At 62.6% G+C, this 18397-nt stretch carries 13 protein-coding genes; 8 read left to right on the top strand and 5 right to left on the bottom strand.

Annotation, left to right across the window (positions count from 1 at the left end; translation table 11 throughout):
- Positions 1-189: 189 nt before the first annotated feature.
- From DET50_RS05360 to DET50_RS05330, 7 genes are all read left to right on the top strand, one after another.
- Positions 190-900 (top strand): thermostable hemolysin, encoded by a 711-nt coding sequence (locus DET50_RS05360; protein WP_181799934.1) that lies wholly within the window; start codon positions 190-192, stop codon positions 898-900.
- Positions 884-3070 (top strand): AMP-binding protein, encoded by a 2187-nt coding sequence (locus DET50_RS05355; RefSeq protein WP_113861847.1) that lies wholly within the window; start codon positions 884-886, stop codon positions 3068-3070. Before DET50_RS05360 ends, DET50_RS05355 begins: the two co-directional genes overlap by 17 nt.
- Positions 3057-3839: an SDR family oxidoreductase gene (locus DET50_RS05350; RefSeq protein WP_113861846.1), complete on the top strand. Its 783-nt coding sequence runs from the start codon at positions 3057-3059 to the stop codon at positions 3837-3839. The genes DET50_RS05355 and DET50_RS05350 overlap by 14 nt, the downstream gene beginning before the upstream one ends.
- A complete protein-coding gene (locus DET50_RS05345) occupies positions 3836-4456 on the top strand; it encodes a tetratricopeptide repeat protein (protein WP_113861845.1) in 621 nt (206 codons plus the stop codon). The genes DET50_RS05350 and DET50_RS05345 overlap by 4 nt, the downstream gene beginning before the upstream one ends.
- Before the next feature lie 146 nt (positions 4457-4602).
- Positions 4603-5469 carry an MBL fold metallo-hydrolase gene (locus tag DET50_RS05340; protein ID WP_113861976.1) on the top strand — a complete coding sequence of 289 codons (867 nt, stop codon included), beginning with the start codon at positions 4603-4605 and terminating at the stop codon, positions 5467-5469.
- 7 nt (positions 5470-5476) lie between these two features.
- Positions 5477-7213 (top strand): SulP family inorganic anion transporter, encoded by a 1737-nt coding sequence (locus DET50_RS05335; RefSeq protein ID WP_113861844.1) that lies wholly within the window; start codon positions 5477-5479, stop codon positions 7211-7213.
- A gap of 89 nt (positions 7214-7302) precedes the next feature.
- The gene (locus DET50_RS05330; protein WP_113861843.1) at positions 7303-7965 is read left to right on the top strand and encodes an energy-coupling factor ABC transporter permease; all 663 of its coding nucleotides are present in this window, start codon (positions 7303-7305) and stop codon (positions 7963-7965) included.
- Between the two features lie 11 nt (positions 7966-7976).
- On the opposite strand, the gene DET50_RS19710 is transcribed toward DET50_RS05330, so the two are convergent.
- The 5 genes from DET50_RS19710 to gdhA all read right to left on the bottom strand — a co-directional run bounded on the left by DET50_RS19710 (position 7977) and on the right by gdhA (position 16076).
- Positions 7977-10094 carry a putative bifunctional diguanylate cyclase/phosphodiesterase gene (locus tag DET50_RS19710; protein ID WP_113861842.1) on the bottom strand — a complete coding sequence of 706 codons (2118 nt, stop codon included), beginning with the start codon at positions 10092-10094 and terminating at the stop codon, positions 7977-7979.
- Positions 10095-10271: 177 nt separating this feature from the next.
- Positions 10272-10805 carry a response regulator transcription factor gene (locus tag DET50_RS05320; RefSeq protein WP_113861841.1) on the bottom strand — a complete coding sequence of 178 codons (534 nt, stop codon included), beginning with the start codon at positions 10803-10805 and terminating at the stop codon, positions 10272-10274.
- Positions 10802-12079 (bottom strand): sensor histidine kinase, encoded by a 1278-nt coding sequence (locus DET50_RS05315; protein WP_113861840.1) that lies wholly within the window; start codon positions 12077-12079, stop codon positions 10802-10804. The genes DET50_RS05320 and DET50_RS05315 overlap by 4 nt, the downstream gene beginning before the upstream one ends.
- Positions 12080-12142: 63 nt before the next feature.
- A complete protein-coding gene (locus DET50_RS05310) occupies positions 12143-14719 on the bottom strand; it encodes a PEP/pyruvate-binding domain-containing protein (protein ID WP_113861839.1) in 2577 nt (858 codons plus the stop codon).
- A 7-nt stretch (positions 14720-14726) separates the two neighbouring features.
- Positions 14727-16076, bottom strand: coding sequence for an NADP-specific glutamate dehydrogenase (gdhA, locus tag DET50_RS05305; protein ID WP_113861838.1), 1350 nt, complete (start codon positions 16074-16076; stop codon positions 14727-14729).
- A gap of 258 nt (positions 16077-16334) precedes the next feature.
- On the opposite strand from gdhA, the gene DET50_RS05300 reads away from it, so the two are divergent.
- A complete protein-coding gene (locus tag DET50_RS05300) occupies positions 16335-18347 on the top strand; it encodes a TonB-dependent receptor domain-containing protein (RefSeq protein WP_181799933.1) in 2013 nt (670 codons plus the stop codon).
- Positions 18348-18397 lie beyond the last annotated feature (50 nt).

The raw sequence follows: 18397 nt of genomic DNA, 5'->3' as shown, positions 1-18397 counted from the left end.
TCCTGTCCGGCAATTGCCACGGCACTTTACGCATGCTTTCTTAAGCGAGCCTTAACCGGCGGACCGGTAAAACCTTAAGGTCGGCTTAAGAATTCTGCGATATTGGCTTAAGGCTCAATTAAGCCTCGCTCTCTACTCTGGCAGTCATGTTCAGTGGCCATTGCGCCCGAATTCTGCTGGAGAGCACCTATGACAGACCCGCTGACGATGTCCACCTGTTGTCCCCCGGATTCCGGGGAGGTGGTTCCGGTCATCCGTTGTGCCGGTCGATGGTTAAGCCGGATTGCACCTCAGACAGCCATGGCGGAGACGGTGGCCGGCTTCATTCGCAGGCGGTTCATGCAGGCCTATGGCGCTGATCCCGCCCTGCGTATTCCGGAGTTGCTGGCCCTGACCACGGCCCAGGGCTCGCTGCTGGCAGCAGTGGGTGTGAGGAATGCCGGCCGGGAACGCCTGTTCCTGGAGGATTACCTGTCGGTTCCGGTGGAAGCGGTGATGCCGTTACCAGGCACCGAGCGCCAGGAGATTGCGGAAATTGCCCACCTTGCCGGGGTTGAGGCGGGGGTAAGTCGGTACCTGTTCGCGTCCCTGTCGGTCTGGCTGAACGCAGCGGGCTATGAGTGGGTGGTGTGCACCGGCACCGATCAGCTGCGCAACAGTTTTCACCGGCTCGGTATCGGCACCCAGGTGCTGGCCAACGCCGATCCGGCCCGGTTGCCCGACAGCGGCGCCGGTTGGGGCCGGTACTACGACCACCACCCGGTGGTAATGGCGGTTAACGTTGCGGAGGGCATGTCCGCCATGCGCCAGGCGGGCCTTATGCGTCTGATTCAGCCGGTAACCGGGGGTGCTGGTGATGCCAACATCGTAGCGGGAGGAGCCTATGGCCGTCTTGCCTGACCTGCTCGAGCAGCAGGCGATGCTTCACCCCGGCCGTATCGCCCTCCAGGGCCCGGACTCGGGCTTCAGCTACAGCGAGATGCTGCAAGCGGCGGGGGCTCTGGCCGATCAGCTGCGCCGGTTGGGCGTGCAGCGTGTTGGCCTGTGTGGGGACAACTCCCCGGCCTGGATTCTGGCCGACCTGGCCTGCCTGCTGGCAGACGTGGTGTGCGTGCCGGTGCCGGTATTCTTCTCCAAAGCCCAGGCTGCGCACCTGATCGAACGGGCCGGTCTGGACTGCCTTCTCTCCGGCGAACAGGAAGCTTTCGGTGAACACATCGGCCATGGCGTCTGGCTCCGGCATTTGCCGGTAACCGGCGCCGGGGCGTGGATGCCGGAAGCAACCGCCAAGATCACTTTCACCTCTGGCAGCACCGGCACACCCAAGGGTGTCTGCCTGTCCGAGGCGCAGATGGCGGCGACAACCCTCGCGTTGAAAGCACGGCTGGCGGATGTGCCGTTGCAGCAGCATTTGTGCATCCTGCCACTGGCGACTCTGCTCGAGAATATTGCCGGCGTTTATCTGCCGTTGCTGATGGGAGCCACGGTGAATGTCGCACCGTTGCAGACCCTGGGAATGAACGGCAGCAGTGGCCTGGACCTGGAGCGCCTCGTGGCGGGCATCAACCGAAGCGAACCGCAGTCACTGATTCTGGTGCCGGAACTGGCCATGGCGCTGGTGGCCGCCGCCGAACAGGGGCAGCTCGAGAGCCGGTCTCTCCGGTTCCTCGCGGTGGGCGGTGGGCGGGTGTCACCGGAGTTGCTGGCCCGTGGCCGGGCTGTCGGGTTGCCTCTGTATGAGGGTTATGGGCTGTCGGAGTGCAGTTCCGTGGTTGCGCTGAATGTTCCCGGCGACGAATGTGAAGGTGCCGTCGGAAAGCCGCTGTCCCACGTCGAGGTCCGGGTGGATCCGGACCGCCACATCCTGGTTCGTGGCAATACCCACCTGGGGTATCTCGGCGATGAGCCCGAGGGCGGCGAGTGGCTCGACACCGGGGACCTCGGTGCCCTGACCCCGGAGGGATTCCTCACGGTGAATGGTCGCGCCAAGAATCTGCTCATCACCAGCTTTGGTCGCAACATCAGCCCCGAGTGGCTCGAGAGTGAACTGATCCAGGCCCTGGGCGCCCAGCAGGCGGTGGTGTTTGGTGACGGGGACCCCAATCCCAGCGCTCTGATCGTGATCCGCGATGGCCGCTCGCCGGAGCAGTTGCGTTCGGCACTGGCCGGACTCAACGCCAGTCTGCCCGACTATGCCCGGCTGGCGGCGGTATACATCCGCCGTCAGTTCCTGACCCATGCCGAGGGGCACGTCACTGCCAACGGTCGGCCCATGCGCCAGAAAATTCAGTCGGACCTGCCCGCGCTGCTGGCCGGTGCCTTTCCCATTTTCATGAACCTTTCTACGACCCGTTCAACCTCATCAAACACGCCAGGAGACACTGTCATGGCATTTTTCGATCGTCTGCAATCCGAAACCGCTGAAGCACGGGCCCATGTGACGAGCGCACCGGTTATTGAAGCCATCCGTGCGGGCCGCTTCGATCTGACCGGCTACACCTGGTTCCTGACCCAGGCCTATCATCACGTCAAGCATACGGTGCCGCTGATGATGGCCTGTGGCGGCCGTCTGCCGGAGCGCCTGGAATTTGTCCGCAAGGCCCTCGTGGAATACATCGAGGAGGAATACGGTCACCACGAGTGGATCCTCAATGACCTCGAAGCCTGTGGCGCGGACAAGGACGCCATTCGCTATGGCGCCCCAGACACCTCCATCGAACTGATGGTTGCGTACCTGTACGACCGGATCCATCGCGGCAACCCGGCGGCGTTCTTCGGCATGGTCCAGGTACTGGAAGGCACCTCCATCGAACTGGCTACGCCGCTGGGTGAAGCTATCCAGAAACAGCTGGGTCTGCCCGATGCGGCGTTCAGCTACCTGTATTCCCACGGTGCACTGGACCAGGAGCACTTCGAGTTCTTCCGCGGCCTGATGAACGAGATCACCGATCCGGATGACCAGCAGGCCATCATCGAGGCCGCCCGTATGGTGTACCGGCTCTATGGTGACATGCTGCACAGCATTCCGCTGCCGGCTGGTCGCAAGGAGTCGCGCCATGAGGCTGCATGATCGGGTGTTCCTCCTGCTGGGTGGAACCGGAGGTATCGGCAAGGCGCTGGTGGACCCGCTGGTCCGGGCTGGCGCCCGGGTCATTGTCGCGTCCCGACAGCCAGACAGGCTGGGTCACCGGGAGGGAGTATCCGCAGTGCACCTGGATCTTGCCGCTCAGGACCTGGATCAGCAGCTGGAACGCCTGAGCGAGGCCTATCCGGATATCGATGGGGTGATCCACTGCGCCGGTCAGAACCGCTTTGCCGCTCTCGGAGCCATGGCCGTCAGTGAACTGGATGCCCAGCTCACCGTGAACCTGCGCTCGGCCATGCTGGTGGCGCGGCATTTTGCGCCCAGGTTCGAGAAGGACGGCTACGGGGCTCTGGTGTTTGTCGGCTCCACCTTCGGCAGCATCGGCTTCCCGGGCTATACCGGCTACTGCGCCAGCAAGTTCGGGCTGCGTGGCTTCACCGAAGCGCTACGCCGGGAGCTGGCGGATACCCCGGTGCAGGTGTTGTATGTCGCGCCCCGGGCCACTGCAACTGATATGAACCCGGAACAGGTCAACGAGCTGAACCGGGTGCTCGGTAACACCATGGATGCCCCCGAGGCAGTCGCGGCCGAGATTCTCAAGGCGATGGAAAACGACGATCGCCGGCGGTTCCTGGGCTGGCCGGAAAAACTCTTTGTGGTGATCAACGGTATCCTGCCGCGGATCGTCGACAAGGCCATGTTGAAACAGCTGCCGGTGATCCGGCGTTTTCTGAATTCGGGAGTACTGTCATGAAGTGGATGATCCTTTTGCTGGCGTCGATCATTGCCGCGCCGGTCTGGGCGGGCGGTCTCGACTCCGACCTGGCCGGTATCCAGGCCCGCTGGGCGGAAATCCAGTACCAGTTGCCAGAAGATAAAAAGGAAAAGGCCTTCGAGGACCTGACCAATCAGGCACAGGCTCTCGTTGACGCCTATCCTGACCGTGCCGAACCCCTGATCTGGCAAGGCATCGTGCTGAGCACCTACGCTGGTGCCAAGGGCGGCCTGGGCGCTCTGGGTCTGGTCAAGGACGCCCGGAAATCTCTGGAAAAGGCGCTGGACATTGATCCGGCAGCGCTGGAGGGTTCGGCCTATACCTCCCTGGGAAGTCTTTACTACAAGGTGCCGGGCTGGCCTCTGGGTTTCGGGGATGATGACAAGGCCCGCAAATACCTGCTCAAGGCCCTGGAGTTGAACCCCGATGGCATCGACCCGAACTACTTCTATGGTGATTTCCTGATCGAGCAGGATCAGCCCGAGCGGGCGCGGGAATATCTCCACAAGGCGCTTAATGCCCCCGAACGTCCGAATCGACCGCTGGCGGATGCCGGTCGCCGGAAGGAGATCCGGAGCAAGCTGGAGGTGCTCTGAACGGCAGAGAAGATCCCGGGGGCAGATGTTCTCCGGGAAGCTATCAGGGAAGAATCCCATAGAATAAATTGGCATTTCACCCAATATTACGTTTTAGTATATCCTTAGAATCAAAACCAAAAGGATCGATGTACGAGGTGAGTGTCATGAGCAATCCCGTCGTCCAGAATTTCTTCGACGAACCTACCAATACCTTCAGCTACGTGGTCCGTGATCCGGACAGCCGGGCCTGTGCCATTCTGGACTCGGTCCTGGATCTGGACTACGCCGCCGGCCGCACGGACGTCCGTTCCGCGGACGAGATCATCCGCTATGTCCGCGACAACGACCTGACGGTGGAGTGGATCCTCGAGACCCACGTGCACGCCGATCACCTGTCCGCGGCGCCCTACCTGCACGAGAAACTCGGTGGCAAGACCGGTATCGGTGAGAAGATCGTCGATGTCCAGGAGATCTTCGGCAAGGCCTTCAACGCCGGTACCGAGTTTGCCCGTGACGGCAGCCAGTTCGATCAACTCTTCCGTGAGGGCGACACTTTCCGTATCGGCAACCTGGAAGGCCGGGTTCTGCACACTCCCGGTCACACGCCGGCCTGCCTGACCTACGTGATCGGTGATGCGGCCTTCGTCGGGGACACCCTGTTCATGCCGGATTTCGGCACCGCCCGTTGCGATTTCCCCGGTGGCGATGCCCGCACGCTGTACCGCTCCATCCAGAAAGTGCTGTCGTTGCCTCCGGAAACCCGGTTGTTCATGTGCCATGACTACGGTGCGCCCGGCCGTGACGAATTCCTGTTCCAGACCACGGTGGCTGAGGAGCGTAAAGCCAATATTCACGTGCATGAAGGGGTCAGTGAAGACGATTTCGTCAAAATGCGCACGGAGCGGGACGCGACCCTGGACATGCCACGGCTGATCCTGCCGTCGGTACAGGTCAATATGCGTGCCGGTCACATGCCCCCGGCCGATGATAACGGGCAGGTCTACCTGAAAGTTCCGGTCAACCTGTTCTGAGCACCGCATGAATCTGATCAAGCGGTACCTGCCCATTCTGCAATGGGCACCCCAGTACGGTCGTGATCAGGCCACCAGTGATCTGGTGGCCGCGGTCATCGTCACCGTCATGCTTATTCCCCAGTCCCTGGCCTATGCGTTGCTGGCAGGGCTTCCGGCCCAGGTGGGGCTTTACGCCAGTATCCTGCCGCTGGTGATCTACGCCGTGTTCGGCACCAGCCGGACCCTGTCGGTCGGCCCGGTGGCGGTAGCCTCGCTGATGACCGCCGCGGCCCTCGCACCCATTGCCGAGGCCGGTACCGCCGCCTACGTGGCGGGTGCGGTGCTGCTGGCGGTGATGTCCGGTCTGATGCTCACCCTGATGGGGGTGCTCAGGCTGGGGTTCCTGGCCAACTTTCTGAGTCATCCCGTAATTTCCGGCTTTATCACCGCCTCCGGTATCGTCATTGCGGCCAGCCAACTCAAGCATATTTTCGGTATCCAGGCCTCCGGGCATAACCTGGTGGAGATCGTAGAGTCTCTGCTGACCTCGATTGGTACCACCAACCTCTATACCCTGGCCATCGGTGTCGGTGCTCTGGTGTTCCTGCTGGCGGCGCGCAAGCATCTGAAACCGCTGCTGATGAAGTTCGGGATACAGCCCAGGCTGGCGGATATCCTGACCAAAACGGCCCCGATTCTGGCGGTGGTGGTGACTACCCTGGTGGCCTGGTACCTCCAGCTGGACCAGAAAGGGGTGCGCCTGGTGGGTGAGGTGCCTTCCGGGTTGCCGGAATTCACCATGCCGCCCATGAATACCGGATTGTGGTCGCAACTGGCGGTCAGCGCCTTGCTGATCAGTATCGTCGGCTTTGTCGAATCGGTGTCGGTGGGTCAGACCCTGGCCGCCAAACGTCGCCAACGGATTGACCCCGACCAGGAACTGATCGGGCTGGGCACCGCGAATCTCGGTGCCGGCTTCTCGGGTGGCATGCCGGTCACCGGCGGTTTTTCCCGGTCCGTGGTCAACTTTGACGCCGGTGCTGAAACCCCGGCCGCCGGCGCCTACACCGCCATCGGTATTGCCCTGGCTACGCTATTCCTGACGCCGGCGATAGCCTTCCTGCCTCAGGCCACCCTCGCTGCAACTATTATTGTGGCGGTGACCACCCTGATCGACCTGCCGGCGCTGTCCCGTACCTGGCGCTACTCGCGCACCGATTTCGGTGCCATGCTGGCTACCATCCTGCTGACTCTGGCACACAGCGTCGAGGCGGGCATCATCGCCGGCGTGGCGCTGTCCATCGGCCTGTTCCTGTATCGCACCAGCCGGCCCCACAGTGCGGTGGTGGGCCGCGTTCCGGGTACCGAGCATTTCCGCAATGTTCTGCGCCATGATGTGCAGCTGTGCCCGAAAGTGACCTTCCTGCGGGTGGATGAAAGCCTGTATTTCGCCAATGCCCGGTTCCTGGAGGAGACCGTCATGGATCTGGTGACCCGGGAGCCGGAACTCCGGGAGCTGGTACTGGTTTGCCCGGCGGTGAACCTGATCGATGCTTCGGCCCTGGAAAGCCTCGAGGCCATCAACGAGCGTCTGAAGGATGCCGGAGTGCGGCTGCACCTGTCCGAGGTCAAGGGCCCGGTGATGGACCGGCTCAGGGATACAGAATTCCTGGCCCACCTCAGTGGCGAGGTATTCCTGAGTACCTTCGATGCCTGGACCACACTCACCAATCACCGGCAGCCGGTGGCTCAGACTGCCTGAATCAAGCCCGCCTTGGTAACAGGGCGGGCTTACCCGTTATCATTGTCCCAGTGTCTGTCCTGAACTGACTGTCCGGGGATGTGGTTGCCATGGGGATGACGGAAAACCTGTTATCAACCGGCCAATGGCTGGTTACCGCAGTGCTGTTTCTGCTGATCCTGGCGGCGGCTGCCCGCACTGTCGATTGGGGGGCTTTCCGGAGAGATAATGCCCTCCAGCATTCTTTCTTCGGGGCCGCCGTGGCGTTGGGGTTCCTGTGGCAACTGAGGGCCGGAATCTCGCCCGGTCTCTCGATCCATATCTTCGGCATTACCGTCATCACCCTGATGCTGGGCTGGGCACTGGCGGTATTCAGTGGTCTTCTGGCGCTGGTGATTACCGTGATTACGGGGCGGGAACCGGTCATCATGTTCGCGGCCAACGGGCTGGTGACCGTCATGGTCCCAGCGCTGGTGAGTCACGGGATCATGGTGTGGGAGCGCCGCCGCAACTTCCGCAATTTCTTCGCCTATATTTTCTTCTGCGGATTCTTCGGGGCCGGGCTGGCAGTAGCTGCGGCCGGGGTGGTGATGTGCCTGATGCTGTGGTCCAGCGGGGTCTATACCTTCGACGAGCTGATCCACGGGTACCTCCGCTACCTGCCCCTGATCATGCTGCCGGAAGGCTTCGTCAACGGCACCTTCGTGACCGGCCTGATGGTGTTCCATCCGGACCGGCTCACAACTCTGGATCAGCGCCGCTACCGGCCCTAGTGCCCGTTGCCTTAAATACCGTCGCCCAGGGTGAGCGGGTCGTGGTCCAGTCCTCGCTGTTTCCGGGCGCCCCAGCCTTTGGCCCACTCCAGAACTGCTCCGGCGGGTATGGGCGGGGCAACGCCATAGCCCTGGATCTGGTTGCAGCCCATCCGGGCGAGGGTGCGGGCCTGGTCTCCGGTTTCCACTCCTTCGGCCAGCACCGGATGTTCGAAGCGCTGGGCCAGGAAGATCACGCTTTCGACGATGGCCTTGTCACTGGGGCTGTCCATCATGTTGCGCACGAAACTCTGGTCGATCTTGATCAGGTCGATGGGCAGGGTCCGCAGATAGCTCAGGGAGGAGAACCCGGTACCGAAGTCATCCAGGGCCACCTGCAGGCCGAGGCTGCGGCACCGGGTCAGTACGTGATTGGCCTGCTGGGTATCCTCCAGCGCGGTGGACTCCAGCACTTCGAGGGTGACCCGGGCCGGATCCAGCTCCGGGTGGCTGTGCAGGTAGCTTTCCAGGTAGTCGGCAAAACTCCGGTCCAGCAGATGTCGGGCGGTGATGTTGATGCTGACGGTCAGATCCTCACCCGCCTGTTGCCAGGTGTTCAGCTGGTGGATGGCTTCTTTCAGGACCCACTGGCCCAGGGGCACTTCCAGGTGGCTGTTCTCCACATAGGGCAGGAACTCGCCCGGGCTGACCAGTCCCGATTCGGGTCGGTTCCAGCGGATCAGGGCCTCGAACCCGGCCAGGGAATAATCCGACATCCGGACCTGGGGCTGAAAGTACAGCTCGAATTCCTGGTTCTCCAGGGCCCGGGTCAACTCCATCAGTTGTTGCCGCCGTTTTCGCCGGTGCTGATCGAGATCCGGATCGAAGAAATGGAACTGGTTGCGGCCTTTTTCCTTGGCCGAATACATGGCCTGGTCGGCGTGGCGAATCAGGCCTTCGGCGTCGGCCTGGTCTTCCGGGTAACGGGTGATGCCCAGGCTGGCGGTCAGGGTTACCTGCTCGCCCCCGACTGCTACCGGCTCGCCGATGGCGGACAGAATGCGATGGTAAACCGCGTTGGTGTTGTCGCTCTGCAGCAACAGGACGAATTCATCGCCGCCGACCCGGGCCACGGTATCGCCGCTGCGGAGGGTGTGGGTCAGCCGCTCGGCGAGGGTACATAGCACCTGGTCGCCGGCGCTCTGGCCAAGACGATCGTTGATGACCTTGAACCCGTCCAGATCCAGGCAGCACACCGACAGCCGCCGGCCATGGCGTTCGGCATGGCTGCAGGCCGAACGCAGGCGCTCCTCGAGCAACTGGCGGTTGGGCAGACCGGTGAGATCGTCGTAGTTGGCGGCTCGGTCCAGTTCCCGGGCGTGATTCTTCAGGGTGGTAATGTCCGAGAAGGCCGCCACATGGTAATACTGCCCGGGCTCGTCCAGGTGAACCCGGCTGATGGACAGCAGTTCGATGAATTCCTCGCCGTTCCTGCGCCGGTTCCAGATCTCGCCCCGCCAGTGGTCGGTCTTTTCGATGGATCGCCACATGGACTGGTAGTACTCCGCCGAATGCCGGCCCGAGCTGAGGATTCCCGGATTCAGACCCAGCACTTCATCCCGGCTGTAGCCGGTGATCCGTGAGAACGCCGGGTTGACGTCCAGGATACGGTTGTTGTGGTCGGAGATGATGATCGCTTCGTGGCTGCGGTCAAAGACACTGGCGGCAATCCGCAAACCCCGCTCGCTGTGCTTGCGGTCGGAAATGTTGTTCTGGATCACGATATAGCCGGGGGCGGTTCCCTGTTCCCTGCCGATGGGCACGCAGTAACTGTGGACCCAGTAAGGGGTGCCGGAGCGGGTGTAGTGCAGGATGTCCTCGGCAAAGGCATCGCCCCGGTGCAGGTGGCGATTGATCCGGGCAATGGTGTCGGGATCGGTGTCCGGCCCATAGAGCACATCCCGGGGGTGCTTGCCCCGGATGTCGGCCAGCAGGTGGCCGGTGTGCTGCTCGAAACTGGAGTTCACCCACTCGATGGTGCCGGCTTCGTCCAGGAACAGGACCAGGTTGGGGGTGGTGGCGGCCACCAGGGCCAGGCGTTCGGCGTCAATACCCGTCGGGGGCTCTACAACATCCGTCGATTTCGGCATTCAGGTTCGCTTCTGCTGGTCAGGCTGATGGATTACGAGCACGCCTCCCTGTGTGACACTTACTGCAAAATGCAGTGCAAAGGCGGGGATGCTACCCGAAGTCAGGCCGATTGGCACGGGATGCTGCCGGACAGAAATTGACGGAAGTCAGTTTTTGTTTCGATTCCCGCCTGCGGTTCAGCTGCGCCAGCGGGAGTGTTTCTGCAGTTTGCGCTGGAGGGTGCGCCGGTGCATGTTCAGGGCCCGGGCGGTGGCGGAAATATTGCCGTCATGCTCGTTGAGGACCCGCTGGATGTGTTCCCACTCCATTTCTTCCACCGACGGTGGTTCCGGGCGCAGCTCCGGTGGCGCGTCCAGTGGCTCGAATCCAGTGACGAGCTGATTCACGGTAACCGGTTTGCACAGGTAGTTGAGTGCCCCGCGACGCATCGCTTCGACCGCGGTGGCGATGCTGCCATAGCCGGTCAGCACCAGTATCTCGAGATCCGGCCTGCGAGCCAGTAATTCAGGCAGCAACTGCAGACCGCTCTCACCCGCCAGATTGAGATCCAGCACGCAACGACCGAAATCCCTTGCTTCGATCAGGGCCAACGCGTCGGCCCCGGTGGTGGCAGGAACCGCTTCGATGTCCTGGCGGGCCAGGGAACGCTGTAGTACCTGCAGAAAAGCAACGTCATCATCCACAATCAGCCAGAGGTTTTGTTGGCTCATGCGCTGTCTCCGTTCGAGTTCGCTTCCGGAAGATCGATTACCATGGTGGTGCCGTTTTCGTCCGCCCTGGCCCTGAGGGTGCCGCCCAGTCGCTGGATGGTGGCATTGGACAGGAACAGCCCGACACCGAGCCCGTTTCGGGAATCAACGATCTCCTCGCCCGGTGCCCCCTCGAGGGCAGCCTCCAGGCCCTCCCCGTGATCCTCCACGACAATCTCGATCCGCCCGGGAGCACCGGTGCGGGCCGCCACGCCGACCCAGGCCGGGCTGGCGGTCAGGGCGTTGGCCAGCAGGTTCAGCACCGCCTGATCGAGGGTGGCGTCCACCGCCACCGGCAGGTTCGGGAATGGTTGTTGCCAGTGGATCGGTCCGGAGGGCCACAGCAGGGTGGCGGATTCCCGAAGGCGCAACAGCCAGTCTTCGACCGACAGTATCTCCTGCTGCGCGGATCTGGCCTCCACCGCCGCCCGGGTGAGTTGCTGGAGATGCAGGCTGCACAGCTGAATCTGCTGCTCCATGGTGTTCAGGTCTTCCTGCAGCGCCCCGGTATCCGCAGCGGGGCTATGGCGAGCGGTTTCCGAACGGATCTCGTCCAGCAGCAGGGTCATGGTGTTCAGTGGGGTACCTAGCCGGTGTCCCACGGCGGCAGCGGACAGGCCGAGGGCAATGATCTGCTCATCCCGTAGCCGGTTCTCCCGGAACTGTGCCAGTTGCAGTTGCTGGCTGCGAAGCCGCCGGGCCAGGGCGCCAACCACCAGTAACAGGATGGCCGCGGTCAGGGCAAAGGTCGCCCACATGCCGAACAGGTGGAGTTGGGCCAGATTGTCATTGTGCTGGCCGTGGCTGATCGGGGTGCGCCAGATCACCAGTGCCGTGTAAGCGGCGATGCCACTGGCGGTGATGGCGATGCTCTGGCGTAGCGGAACCAGGATGATGGCCACCGCGATGGGAAGCAGCAGCAGGGAAACCAGGGGGTTGGTGTAGCCGCCGGTCAGGAACAGCCAGCTGCCAATCAGGGCAATATCCGCCAGCAGCCCGGCACTGACCGCCAGGGAGGAGGCCGGCGGTCGCCGGGTAAACCAGAGCCAGCCCAGGGTGGCGAGTACTCCGTAACCGAGGCATAGCAACAGGGCCTCGGCCTCGTGCGCGAGGGTAATCATGGTTTCCGCGACGGCGATTGCGACCAGTTGGATCGTTACGATGGCCAGCCGCATGCCGAGCAGGTAGCGGGCCGCCTGGCGGATACCGGTCTGAGAGTGTGTAAGCCATTCCATGGTCGGAATTCTACCAACAGTGGCTGCGCCCGGCAGATTTGTTTTCAGCAAGCTTGCCGCGGATCAATCCGCGAAGTAGCAGATCAGGCGATGGCTGATCACATCCGCGCGAAGGTGCAGTGGTCGATCGTCGATGGTGGTGACCAGGACGGCATTTTCCGGCCGGGCTTCCGGCTCGGCCTCCCGGGAAGCGGGTCCCAAGAGTTGGGGCTGGTAAAGGCATTGTCTGTCGTCCGGGAACAGGGCTACATATGCCGTACCGGTTTCCACCAGGTCCTGGAAGAAGTGCGAGCCGTAGGACAGGTCCGGCACCATCTCGCCGGCTTTCTCCGAGACTTCCACCAGCACCGATACCCCGGCGATGTCGGTAAATCGCACCGGTACCCCCAGCTCGGGGCTGCTGGTGCCCCAGCGGCCGGGGCCGATCAGCAGGGTGCGGCCGTTGCCCTGGCGCACCGCTTCTCCCACCAGCCGGGCGACGTCATAGCGCTGGCCGATGGTCAGCCGCGAGTAGACCGAGGCGTCGATGCGGATCACCCGGTCCAGGGTCAGGTTGATGTTGCCGCCCATGAAATGGCCTTCGGTGCGGAACAGGATCCGTTCTGGATCCGGCTCTTCCGGCAGGCTCACCGGCCCGGTTTCACCGATGGTGGCCAGGGGACGGCACTGCACCAGGTTGAAGGACGGCTCCCCCTGGCCGTCGAGATGCAGGGTGAATTCCACATCCACCGGGTGCCGGTAGCCGGCTTCGAGTGTTTGCAGCAGCCGGGACAGGCGTTCGATGAACCGGGAGCGCTTCACCAGCGGCGTGAACGTCAGTCGCCAGACCGGCCCGGCCAGCCCGAGCTGCTCCGCCCGTTCGCTGGCCGGACGGTCCACTTCCGCCAGGTATGGCAGGGGCAGGGCCGGCACGTCCTGCGCCAACTGGCTCAGGGGGCAGGTGGTAAGGCCGCCTTCCTGTAGGTCCAGCAGGTCCGCCAGATGTTGGGAAAAGCGGTAGCTTTCATCCTGGTTCCGGAACGGATGACGGCCGGGCTGGTCCAGGGCCATGACACAGGCGTGGTCGCCCTCGATCCGGTCGACCGCCCGGGTACCAAGCCCCATGACCAGCCGGACCATGCCCGCCTCCGGGTCCATGCTGCTGTCCCAGGCAAAGGTATTGCGGGAGACGCCCACCCCGGCGGCGTCCGGCAGGTAATAGCGACCGTGAAAACGGCCATTCACCCGCTGGATCAACAGCGCCATGGGCTCCTCCCGCTGATGCAGACCCCGTTGTCGGCGATACACCAGGGCATCCTCACTCATCGACGAGGCATAGACCTTCCGGATGGCGTCTTCCAGTGCTGCCAGTCGCTGCTCCGGCCCGCCCTGGTTGACCAGGAATACGCTGTCGTATTTGCCGGCAAAGGCATTGCCGAAACCGTCTTCCTGCAGGCTGCTGGACCGCACCAGGATCGGGTACTGGCCGTAATGATCCAGCAGGCGTTCGAGATCCGAGCGGATTTCATTCGGAAAGTTGCCCTCACGGATGCTCTGCTGCAATTTCGGCGCCTCGGTCAGATAGCCCGCCTCCGAGCGCTGGCGCATGACCGACGGCCACAGACCGTTGTGGACCAGGAAGGCGTAATAGGCGTCGGTGCCCAGGTAGCTTGAATCGTGGGGCTCCAGGCAGGATGTCCAGGCATCCGGATCCTCCTGCAGCAGAATGTTGCGCGCAATCAGCATGCCGGTGGCCTTGCCGCCGATGTAGCCGCTGCCCACCATCCGGCTGCGGATGGTCAGCAGATCTTCGAGGCTCAGGTAGCGCCTGGCCAGCTCCAGTATCTTGGGATCGCGGCTGATGAGCACCTTCAGGACCTGGTCCTGAAGATCGTCCACGCAGTGTTGCTCGTGATTGGCCAGGACCCGGCCGGCTTCCTGGAACAGTTTGTCCCAGTAATCCAGCAGCGGCTGGCGATGGAGGTATTCAAGTTCCAGGCTGGCCTGGACGCGGGTGGCGTCGCTACTGTCGGTGATCGGCTCGAACCGGCCGCCCTGCTCCCGGTGCGGCAGGAACATGGTGGGGGATTGCCGACGCCAGGCTTTGATGGGATGAATCTGTACTTCGTAACCATCCCGGTGCACGTCGATCATCACCTGGGTGGTTTCCCGGATCCGGTCCAGGGTCATGCGTGAGTGGCGTTGCGGATGCAGGGCAAACCAGGCGACCGTGTCCAGCTCGAACAGGAACGGACACACCACCCGGAAGAAGTTGCCCACCATGGCATCGGTGGCCCAGGCATTGAGCAGTTCGCTCAGGCAGTCGCACACATAGAAGGCGCCGCGGCCGTGCTCTTCAATCAGCCGCCAGATCCGGCTGGTGAAGCTTTCGAATCCGCCCAGGGCGTTGATATGAATGACCCGGACGCCCGGGTGTTCGGACACAATCGGAGCGTGTTCCCCGAAGCGAAGATAGATGATCTGCCGGCCCGCGTGGGCAGCGGCATCAATGAAGGGCAGGACGAAGCGGCGATAGTCGTCGAGGTCGGAAACCCGCCAGACCACGTTATCGCCGATTCGAAGGCCATCCAGAACCTCGTCCAGTCCGGCCAGCCCGGTGGAAACCCGGTCGGTGGGCTGGAGAGGCTCGTCGCTGGTCATGGCCGGATCAGATCACACCCATGGCGTTCATCGCCCTGGCAACACGGAGGAAGCCAGTGATGTTGGCGCCCAGCACGTAGTTGCCTTCCGAGCCGAACTGGGCGGCGGTTTCGAAACAGTTCTTGTGGATATCGATCATGATCTCCTCAAGGCGCTTCTGGGTGTAGTCGAAGGTCCAGGAATCGCGGCTGGCGTTCTGCTGCATTTCCAGCGCGGAGGTGGCGACACCGCCGGCGTTGGCGGCCTTGCCCGGGCCATAGGCCAGCTTCGCTTCCTGGAAGATGGCAATGCCTTCCGGCGTGGTCGGCATGTTGGCGCCCTCCGCCACGGCGATACAGCCATTTTCAACCAGGGTCTTGGCGTCTTTGCCGTTAAGCTCGTTCTGGGTGGCGCAGGGCAGGGCCACGTCACACGGAACGTTCCAGATGTTGCCGTCTTCCACGTACTTGGCATCCTTGTGGAATTCAGTGTAGGCGCTGATGCGGCGGCGCTCCACTTCCTTGATGCGCTTGACGGTCTGCAGGTTGATGCCGTTTTCATCCACGATGATGCCCTGGGAATCGGAGCAGGCAATAACCTTGGCGCCGAGTTCGTGGCACTTCTCGATGGCGTAGATCGCCACGTTGCCGGAGCCGGAAACCACAACCGTCTTGCCGTCCAGGGAGTCACCGCGGGCCTTGAGCATTTCCTGGGTGAAGAACACGGTGCCATAACCGGTGGCTTCGGTACGGGCTCGGCTGCCGCCCCAGTCCAGTCCCTTACCGGTGAAGACGCCGGATTCGTAGCGGTTGGTGATGCGCTTGTACTGGCCGAACAGGTAGCCGATCTCGCGGCCGCCCACACCGATGTCACCGGCGGGAACGTCAGTGTACTCACCCAGGTGACGGTACAGTTCGGTCATCAGGCTCTGGCAGAAACGCATGATCTCGTCGTCGGACTTGCCCTTCGGGTCGAAGTCGCTGCCGCCCTTGCCGCCGCCGATGGGCAGGCCGGTCAGGGCGTTCTTGAAGATCTGCTCGAAGCCCAGGAACTTGATGATGCCCAGGTACACCGACGGGTGGAACCGCATACCGCCCTTGTAGGGGCCCAGGGCGCTGTTGAACTCGACCCGGAAGGCGCGGTTGATGTGGATCTCGCCCTTATCGTCCTGCCAGGGTACCCGGAAGATGATCTGGCGCTCGGGTTCACAGATGCGCTGGATGATTTTCTTGTCCGCGAATTCCGGATACTTCACCAGAACGGGCCCCAGTGTTTCCAGGACCTCGTGAACGGCCTGATGGAATTCGCTTTCGCCCGGATTACGGTGCAGTACGTCCTGGAAGATCGGTTCCAGTTTCTCGTCGAGTTTTACCGCCATGGTGGTGATACCTGTTTCGGAAGTTGCTGATTGAAAACGGCGGGGGAAATGGCCGTCCGGTAAGAAAATGGGCGTAGATTGCACCACAGGAGTGCAGTTTTTGGCAAGCAGTGCTCAAAATCTGTGCAGTAAAGGCCATCCGGAATACCCCTTAAGGGGTGCGGCATTGTGTCCCAAGCCCGCGGCCAGGTTTGTCTTTATCATTACCGGCAATTAACCCGATTTTCCCACTCCCGCGATGGTAAGGAACCTCCAGGCATGACCGAGAAACCCCTGGCACGCATTATCGGCCTGATTCTGGCCGGATGTGCCACTGCCCCCGCTTTTTCCCAGGTACAGGACGATGACCAGTTGTTGATCCGGGTAACCGAAGGCCAGTCCGCTGAGGCAGCCCGGTTGTCGGAAGCAGCCCTGGCGTCGGAGCCGGTGTCCCGGCTGGATTCGGAGCCCTCGGTATCGCTTTCCCGTCTGGGCGGGCGTGGTCTGGACCCGGTGATCCGTGGCCAGGGCCAGGAACGGGTCGATGTGCTGCTCGACGGAATGCGGGTGGAAGGTGCCTGCCCGAACCGGATGGATCCGCCCACCAGCCGGCTGAGCTCCGCGCTGCCCCAGGTGCTGGAGGTGCGCACCAGCAACCGTACCCTGCGCTGGGGCCCCATTGCTGGCGGCCAGGTGGTGGCCACGACGGCAGCGCCAACCTTTGCTGACGGTAATAGCACGACCGGTCACCTCACCATCGGAGGGTCCGATAACGGTGAAGGCAAATTGGTCAATGGCAGTGCGGCGGTGGGCGATCGCAACAATTACCTTCGGCTGTCTGCCGGTTACGAGGAAGCCGATGATTACGAGGACGGCGATGGCAACGAGGTCCGGAGCGCCTTCGAAAACACCGAGGGCCGCGTTGACGGCGCCTGGACAGCAGACAGCGGTTTCTATGTGAAGGGCATGGTCAGCCGCCAGGAAGAGCGGGATGTGAAATACGCTTCCGGCATGGATGCCCCGAAGACCGATACCGACATGTACCGCCTCGAGCTGGGGGCGCCGGTGGCCAGCGGCGGCTGGAACCTGATGGCCTGGCAGGCGGATGTGGATCACGTGATGGACAACTTCAGTCTGCGTGAGCCGCCGGTGATGATGGGTATGCCCATGAAAATGCAGACCCTCTCGGAAACCCGGACCCAGGGCGCCCGGCTGGTGCTGGACCAGACCATCGACTACACCAAGGACATTGCTGTCGGTGTGGATGTCGAGAGCAACACCTGGGATGCCACCATGTATAACGGCATGGATCTGACCAACAAGGCTTCGCTCCTGTGGCCGGATGTGGAGCGTGATCGGGTCGGGGTGTTTGCCGAAGCCTTCCACCGTATCCGGGTCAACATGCGCCTTGGCGCGGGCATCCGATATGACCGGGTGGAAATGGACGCCAACCGTGCCGACGAGACGTTCACCATGAAGCCGGATGCCATGCCCATGTCGCCGGCATCCATCTACCAGAATGTCTATGGCGTAACCGATACCAGAGCCACCGATGACAACATCAGCGGTTTCATGACCGGCGAATGGCGGGTCTCGCCGCTCAATACCCTGGAGCTGACCGCGTCTCACAGCGTCCGTTCTCCCGGTGTCAATGAGCGCTATGTCGTCAGGGGCATGGCCTGGGTCGGCAACCCGGACCTGGAGACCGAGAAACACCACAAACTGGAGCTGAGCCTGGCCGGGCAGAATGACGGCTGGCACTGGCGCCCGGCGATCTGGGTCGATGAAGTGGACGATTTCGTGCTGCGCTACGAGCCGGCACCGGACGTGATCCGCTACCGGAATGTCGATGCCCGCCTGCTGGGTGTCGAGGGCGAACTGGGCTGGAGCAACGGTACCTGGAGTGCCACCGGCAAACTGGCCAGCGTCCGGGGGACCAATAACGACACCGACCAGCCGTTGCCGCAGATTCCGCCGGTGCAGTACATCCAGACCCTGGGCTGGCACCACATGGGTCATACCGTCCAGGCGGAATGGATGCTGGCGCGCCGGCAGGACCGGATTGATGAGGAATCCGGCCTCGACCCGAGTACTTCCCCGGGGTATGGCGTGTTTAATCTGAACGGCAGCCATCCGCTGATGGACTACCTGACCCTGAGCTGGGCGGTGGATAACGTGTTCGACAAGACCTGGGCACCCCATGTCAGTCGCGAAGACCTGTTTACCGGCGAAGCCTACCGGGTCAACGAGCCGGGCCGGACATTCCGGGCGGCGCTGACCGCGCGCTGGTAAGCAAAAGTATGGCGGTTACCCGCTTCTCATAGCCGGCGGGTGACATTCGG

Source organism: Marinobacter pelagius, assembly GCF_003315345.1.
Classification (GTDB): Bacteria; Pseudomonadota; Gammaproteobacteria; order Pseudomonadales; family Oleiphilaceae; genus Marinobacter; species Marinobacter pelagius_A.
This window is presented reverse-complemented; position numbering and strand designations above follow the sequence as displayed.